We start from the raw sequence: 684 nt of genomic DNA on the forward strand, positions 1-684 counted from the left end.
TTAAAACTTTGACAAAGTTCTCGTATCTATAGTTTATTTCAACTCTGCTTCAAAAGGCGAAGCTGGCAAGTCTTCTTTATTGTATAAATTAGCTTCAGAAGGATTATCTGCCCAAGCATAACGGACTTTTACAGGATTTGCAACCGAGTCATTCCAAACTATGATTTTATCACCATCAATAATTGCTTTTGCCCAAACAAACTTTCCGTCTGTTCCTGAAATGGCAAATTCTTTTAAATCGTTTCCTTTTTTAATCATAAAACCTGTTCCAATATCTGAGAAGCTTAAAATCAGTTTATTCCCATTTTGCTTCATAGATTGAAAAATCGGACCTGAGGCAGTTAAGTTTTTTTCTCCGTAAACCAATTTTCTCGCTTGCAACGACAATCTTTTTCCAACATCATATTTGTCTAAAGGATGAATATCGTTCCATTCGCCTAAATCTATTGTTATGGCCAATCCTGTATTTGGAACTTTTAGCGTATTTAATTGCTGTTGTCTTAAAGCAGCCCAACTGCTTTCTGTTGGTTCTGGTTTTGGCTCCATAAAATTTGGAAGCTGCACCAATAAAAATGGCAATTTTTCCTGTTTCCATTGCGTACGCCAATTTGCAATTAAGGTTTCCATTAAAGCTCCATATTCCAAAGACTTTTTGGTATTAGCTTCTCCTTGATACCATAAAAC

1 protein-coding gene is annotated in these 684 nt (G+C 35.2%); it reads right to left on the reverse strand.

The genetic code is table 11. The annotated features are described in order from the left end of the window. Nucleotides 1-33: 33 nt before the first annotated feature. The coding region (locus tag B3J44_RS04805; RefSeq protein ID WP_286966119.1) for a sialate O-acetylesterase at nt 34-684 on the reverse strand (651 nt) is incomplete at its 5' end.

Origin of the sequence: Flavobacterium sp. UBA4854 (genome assembly GCF_002399805.1) — a bacterium.
In the GTDB taxonomy this organism is placed as follows: domain Bacteria; phylum Bacteroidota; class Bacteroidia; order Flavobacteriales; family Flavobacteriaceae; genus Flavobacterium; species Flavobacterium ginsengisoli.